This is a genomic window from Aerococcus sp. HMSC10H05 (assembly GCF_001806975.1).
Lineage (GTDB): Bacteria > Bacillota > Bacilli > Lactobacillales > Aerococcaceae > Aerococcus > Aerococcus viridans_B.
The window spans coordinates 37,804-44,589 of the sequence record NZ_KV787010.1 but is presented as its reverse complement, the minus strand read 5'-3'; the positions used below and the strand labels follow the sequence as shown (position 1 = coordinate 44,589).

Sequence of the window (6,786 nt, the reverse complement as noted above, 5' to 3'; positions counted from 1 at the left end):
TCCCACCAACACTATTTATCATAGAACCGAAAAAAGCCAGTAAATCATCATTTTGAGATTTACTGGCTTTCCTTATTTTTTATGAATAAATAAATTAAACATTCATGATTTCGTCTTCTTTATCAGAAGCAATCTTTTCAATATTTTTTATTGCAGCGTTTGTTAAATCTTGAATGTCACTTTCATATGAACGTACGTCATCTTCAGTAATTTCTTTCGCTTTTTCAGCCTTCTTTGTTTCATCAATCGCATCACGACGGATGTTACGAATAGCAATTTTAGCATCTTCTAAGTCTTTACCAACGATCTTACTTAACTCTTTACGACGTTCTTGTGTTAACGCTGGAATAATCAAACGAATGACAGAACCATCATTTGTAGGCGGAATACCTAAATCTGATTGTTGTAACGCACGGTCGATATCATTTAAAGAGCTTTTATCGTATGGAGCAATTTGTAACATACGTGGTTCTGGAATAGTGATTGTCGCCAATTGACGTAAGTCAGTTGGTACACCGTAGTAATCAACCATAATACCATCTAATAAAGAAGCGTTCGCTACACCAGCACGGATACGTGATAATGTGCGTGAAAAAGCTTCTTCCGATTTCACCATGCGATTCTTAGTTTCTTTTAATAAATTATCAATAGCCATTGAAATAACTCCCTTATCCTTCTATTGTCGTACCAATATCTTCACCTAAGATAACACGGCGAATATTACCTTCTTCATTTAAGTTGAATACAACTAAAGGAATATTATTATCCATGCTTAATGATGAAGCTGTCGTATCCATTACTTGTAAGTTATTGCTGATAACCTCTAGATGCGATAATTTATCATATTTAACTGCCGCATCATTTTTACGAGGATCATCAGAGTAAACACCATCAACACCGTTTTTAGCCATTAAAATAACATCTGCTTCAATCTCAGCGGCACGCAATGAAGCTGTCGTATCTGTTGAGAAGTAAGGATTACCAGTACCCCCAGCAAAAATAACAACGCGCCCTTTTTCTAGGTGTCGTTCAGCACGACGGCGTATATATGGTTCCGCAATTTGACGCATTTCAACTGAGGTTTGTACACGAGTTGGCACACCAATATTCTCTAAAACATCTTGTAAACCTAAGGCATTCATGATGGTAGCAAGCATACCCATGTAGTCCGCTTGTGCACGCTCCATCCCCATTTCTTCACCAGTTTTACCGCGCCAAATATTTCCACCGCCTACAACGATTGAAATTTGTACACCCAAACGATGAACTTCTTTGATTTCTTTTGCAATACCTTTCATTGTTTCTGGATCAATACCAAAACCATTGTTACCAGATAAAGCCTCACCTGAAAGTTTTAAAACTACACGCTTGTATTTAGGTTCCGTCATTCTATTCTCCTTACTAAAAAGGTTGAGAAAGAAACCTTTCCCAACCTATTTTAAATTCCCTCTTCATTACTTCTCTATTTTAAGCAAATTCAAAAAGTTTATATCGGGATCTTGTTAAATTATTTACCCATTTGAGCAGCTACTTCGCTAGCAAAGTCATCTTGGCGTTTTTCGATACCTTCGCCGACTTCAAAGCGGAAGAAATCTTTAATTTCAGCATTGTTTTCTTTTGCTACTTCTGCAACAGTTTTGCTGTCATCTAATAAGTATTTTTGATCAACTAAGCAGATTTCTTGGAAGAATTTACGTAAACGACCAGTAATCATTTTTTCAACGATTTCTTTTGGTTTACCTTCATTTAATGATTGTTCTGTAAGAACTGCTTTTTCATGTTCGTAAACATCAGCAGGTACAGATTCTTCGTTTAAGAATTGAGGTTTCATACCACCGATGTGCATAGATACCATGCTAGCAAACTCAGGATTATTGCCATCAATTAATGTTAGAACAGAAATACGTCCACCTTGGTGAGCGTATGTACCAAATTCTTGGTCACCTGTTTTTGTTAAAGTTTCAAAGCGACGTAATGAAATCTTTTCTCCGATTACAGCAGCTTTTTCTTTAATGTAAGTATCTAAATCTTTACCTTCGATAGTTACATCAGTTAAAGCAGCTTCTACGTTAGCAGGTTTTTGCTCTAAAATAGCGAATGCAACGGTATCTAATAATTCAATAAATTGATCGTTACGTGCAACGAAGTCAGTTTCAGAGTTAACTTCTACAATTACAGCGTCATTTCCTTTAGCTACAGCTTTAGTTAAACCTTCAGCAGCAACACGGTCAGCTTTCTTAGCAGCTTTAGCGATACCTTTTTCACGTAGGAAGTCGATTGCTTTGTCCATATCTCCGTCAACTTCAACTAAGGCTTTCTTAGCATCCATCATACCTACACCAGTGCGGTCGCGTAATTCTTTAACTTGTTTTGCAGTAATTGCCATTTAAAATTTTCCTCCTAATTGCATGCATTCTTTAAAAAAAGGCTATCTAAACTAAGAAGGAAAGCCGAATATAGCTTAGACAAACTTAATCAGATAGCCATCTACTGTTTATATTTTACTACTAATTGAAGTATTCTTCAACTACAGCAAAGCTTACTCAGCAACCTCGTCTAAAACTTCGTCACCTTGGAAGTCTTCAACTGTTACTTCTTCTTCAGCTTCTTCTTGAGCACCTTGTTTAGCTTCAAGAACTGCTTCAGCCATTCCACTTGTGATTAACTTGATAGCGCGGATAGCGTCATCGTTTGAAGGGATTACGTAATCTACTTCATCTGGATCACAGTTAGTATCAACCATAGCGATAACAGGGATATTTAATTTGTGTGCTTCTTGAATCGCAATTTTTTCTTTACGAGGGTCAACAACAAACATCACATCTGGAATACGTGGCATATCTTCGATACCGCCTAAGAATTTTTCTAGGCGTTCTTTTTCTTTCAATAAGCCAACAACTTCTTTTTTAGGAAGTACGTCAAAAGTACCGTCTACTTCCATTTCTTTAATATTTTTTAAGTGTTTAATACGTTTTTGGATTGTTTCCCAGTTAGTTAAAGTACCACCTAACCAACGGTGATTCACGTAGTATTGACCTGCACGAGTTGCTTCATCAGCGATTGAATCTTGTGCTTGTTTTTTAGTCCCTACGAATAATGCAACACCATCGTTACCAACTAAGTCACGCATAGCGTTGTAAGCTTGGTCTACTAACTTAACAGTTTTTTGTAAGTCAATAATATAAATACCATTACGTTCTGTAAAGATGTATTTATCCATTTTAGGGTTCCAACGACGTGTTTGATGTCCAAAGTGAACACCAGCTTCTAATAATTGTTTCATGCTAATTACTGGCATGTTATATTCCTCCAATTTGGTTTTTATTTTTCCGCCCCTATTTCAAAGACTCGCCACTAGTTCAACTAGCACCCTGCGGTTCCATCCATAAGGTGTGAAATATGTGTCATTCGACACTCGGATATATTACCATATACAACCACCTTTTGCAATCTTTTTTTGAAAAAGTAGAAACACGATATAGCTGATATGTTCATTTACAAGGCCTGACTGACCCCAAGAATAAATTTTAAATCGTCCAAGCTTAAACTTTGGCTAGTTGCTTGGTCTCTCTCATCAAATAATTGCTCAAATAAGTATCGTTTTTCTTCTTGAAGTTCTGCAATCCGTTGTTCAATACTTCCTTCTGTAATGAAACGTATTACCTCAACATCTTTTTTCTGTCCAATCCGATGCGCTCTTCCGATAGCTTGCTCTTCAACAGCTGGGTTCCACCATAAATCATATAAGAAGATAGTATCTGCACCCGTTAGGTTGATCCCTACCCCCCCAGCTCGTAATGAAATTAAGAAGACTGATTTATCCCCAGCATTAAATTCATCTACTTGCTCTTGACGGTCTTTTTTATTGGTTTGTCCTGTCATCATATAGTAATCAATACCCTCTTCAGCTAGATATTCAGACATCAAATCCAACATACTTGTAAATTGCGAGAACACAAGCACTTTGCGACCAGACTCAATCGCACGCTTCAACATAATTTTAAAGTACTCAAATTTGCCAGATAAACCAGTATAATCATTTTTCACTAAGCGTGGGTGACAGCAAATTTGTCGTAAGCGCGTAATACCTGCCAAAAGTTCCATATGCATTTGACCAGCATTTGATGAGTCATTGTTTAACTGATCTTGAATTTTCTTCAAGTAAGCCAAGTAAATATTTTTTTGCTCAGGTTCCAACATACTATAGCGATCAGTAACAGTTTTTTGTGGTAGTTGAAGGGCCACATCATTTTTTGTACGGCGTAGAACAAATGGACTAGCAATTCGCCCAACTTCTACTACTGATAATTTTTGGAAATCATGTTTGTTAGGCAGTAATCCTGGAACAATAATTTGCATCAGTGCCCAAAATTCATTCAAGTTGTTTTCCATCGGTGTACCTGACAAGCCAATTCGCATAGCTGCTACTTGTTTTTTTACTGACCGATAGAGAATTGTATTATCATTCTTTATCGCTTGCGCTTCATCTAACACTAGGATATCCAAGTTAATCTTTTGATAGGCTTCTTGGTCGTTTCGGTATGATTGGTAGGAAGTCAACCAAACATCAATTGTTTCATCTCGTCGAATTGCTTCTCGTTCTTCAATTGTGCCATCTACTACCGCTACTTTCAAACTAGGGGTGAATCGTTTAAACTCATGGGCCCAGTTATATAGTACTGATGCTGGTGCTAATACTAAAGATTTCTCATGAGGATTGTTTTCAATATAATCTAGGATAAAGGAAATCGTTTGAACAGTTTTCCCAAGACCCATCTCATCTGCTAATAATCCACCTAATTGATACTTAGCTAAACCTCTAAACCATTTTACGGATGTTTCTTGATAGTCAGATAAGGTAGCTTTCAAATTAGGTGATGGTGTATATGGTTTATCTTTAGCTCTGACGATATCATCATAAAATTCTTCAAAAACCTCATTACCATCAACTAATGTTTGGAATCTCAACGTTTGAAAAATTGGTACTACATCACCATTTTGCCAGTCACTATTCGCTGCAGTAATTTGTTTAAGCATGCGTTTTTGCTCATCATCAATCGTGTTTTGAACATCAATTATGCGGCCATCACGTAAGCGAATGTAAGCTTCATTTTCCATAATTGCATTTAAAATTCGGTCTACTTCAACCGGCTCAACATCGGATAGTTCAAAATCAACTGACAGAAATCGACTACCATCACTTGGTGTCATCTTAACAGTGGCATTCACCTTATTATCATAAACATTGCGTAAAAACTTTCCATATTTAATGTCCCATTGACCAATAAACAAGTGGGCAAAGTTTTCAATGTTCATCATTATTTCAGTCAAGTTATCGAAACTTTGAACAAAAGCACCTTTTTCATCTACAAAACCTAAAGCTTTCAAGGTATTTTCAACAGTTATTTCTCCAGAGAAGTCACGAATTAAAACCATATCCTCATCAGGTAAGACTTGATTCTCCGCATCATCAGATACCAGAAATTCACCATATTGATATTCAGGAGTGACATATAAATCGGTTCCTTCAACATCCAAAGTTACGTGAACTCGTAAATCCTCTTGGTACAAGTCAAAGTATTCTTCCAACTGATCAATTTCACTATAGGCCATTAATGTACGACCAAATAAACTGATAAAGTATGTCATTTCTTCCGCAGACAAACTAATTTGATAGTCATTTTCAGCAAAGAAACTTTGTAAAAATCTTAAATCATCATAGAAGTTACTATCTTGCGTTGTTTCATAAAACGTTTCATCTTGAATTAATAAACCATATTGTGCTAACCAATTAACCGATTGATCCCAGGTTAAATGGTATAAGTCATTATCCTTTTGCAGGCTAAATATCAAAGCTTTATCGTTAGAAAAAGTTGGTTTAATTGAGTTTCCATCCAATTTAAATCGAATATTAATCCGATTATCCGCTTCATATAAGCTCTTCAAACGATCTAACTCTTTGCTCATCAAATAAAAGCGTTGCGTATTCTTTTTATTTTCTGGCGTATTCATTACTAGCAATAACCACTTATTACGTAGATTATAAGCATTGGCTAATTCAACTAATAAGTCATAAGTTTCTTGCCCCAGAGTTGAAGGTGAAAGCCATATTTCCTCACGATCTCGATTCGGTAGAATATACAGCGTATTTTGAATAACAGCTTGGAAGAAATTATCCATATCTGTTACATAATACAGGTTATTCACGCCAACCCGGATACGTAAGTAGGCAATATCTTCGTAAGATATAATATAGGGCCTCACTTCATCAAATTGAACTTCTAAAGTAACCTTTACCCGACTAGATCGCGGTAACCGTTTCACGGGACTCGTCACTTGACGGTGACTTAAGTAGCCTTCAAGGACTTCATTCACTTGTAATTCCGCCTCGTCATCCACTTCCGGATAGCGTTTCAATTCCTCATTAAATTGGTGAACACGTGTCATACCCATCTCTCTTAAAAAAAGCTCTACAGCTACTGTATGTTCGCAGTAGCCTTTTTTTTGAAATACTTGACACTGACAAACATCCTCTTCTTTAGCAGTTCCATCTAAGATAACGGTATACGTATCATCATCAAGCACTTCTGCACGCCAAACGGTATTTTCAACATCTGGCACTACTTTCAGTACTCGGTTTTCCTTCACCAAAGCACGACCTTGCTCGATTAGCTTACTTGGAATACTCCACTTCATATCATACACCCCAAAATTCTGAATCTGTCGCTTATTCATTCATGTATTATATCAAACTTCCTTAGAAATTCATATGTTTAGCCAGTGGCT

General features: G+C 36.6%; 5 protein-coding genes. All 5 read right to left on the bottom strand.

The genetic code is table 11. The features are described from left to right. Positions 1–94: 94 nt before the first annotated feature. Positions 95–655 (bottom strand): ribosome recycling factor, encoded by a 561-nt coding sequence (frr, locus tag HMPREF3116_RS08405; protein WP_070469156.1) that lies wholly within the window; start codon positions 653–655, stop codon positions 95–97. Between the two features lie 13 nt (positions 656–668). Next, entirely contained in the window at positions 669–1,388 is a 720-nt protein-coding gene (pyrH, locus tag HMPREF3116_RS08400) for a UMP kinase (protein ID WP_070469155.1), read from the bottom strand. 119 nt (positions 1,389–1,507) lie between these two features. Further along, positions 1,508–2,386 carry a translation elongation factor Ts gene (tsf, locus tag HMPREF3116_RS08395; protein ID WP_070469154.1) on the bottom strand — a complete coding sequence of 293 codons (879 nt, stop codon included), beginning with the start codon at positions 2,384–2,386 and terminating at the stop codon, positions 1,508–1,510. 153 nt (positions 2,387–2,539) lie between these two features. Further along, positions 2,540–3,298, bottom strand: a complete 759-nt coding sequence (gene rpsB, locus HMPREF3116_RS08390) for a 30S ribosomal protein S2 (RefSeq protein WP_070469153.1) — start codon at positions 3,296–3,298, stop codon at positions 2,540–2,542. Positions 3,299–3,495: 197 nt separating this feature from the next. Next, positions 3,496–6,696, bottom strand: a complete 3,201-nt coding sequence (locus tag HMPREF3116_RS08385; RefSeq protein ID WP_070469152.1) for a DEAD/DEAH box helicase — start codon at positions 6,694–6,696, stop codon at positions 3,496–3,498. Between the last annotated feature and the right edge of the window lie 90 nt (positions 6,697–6,786).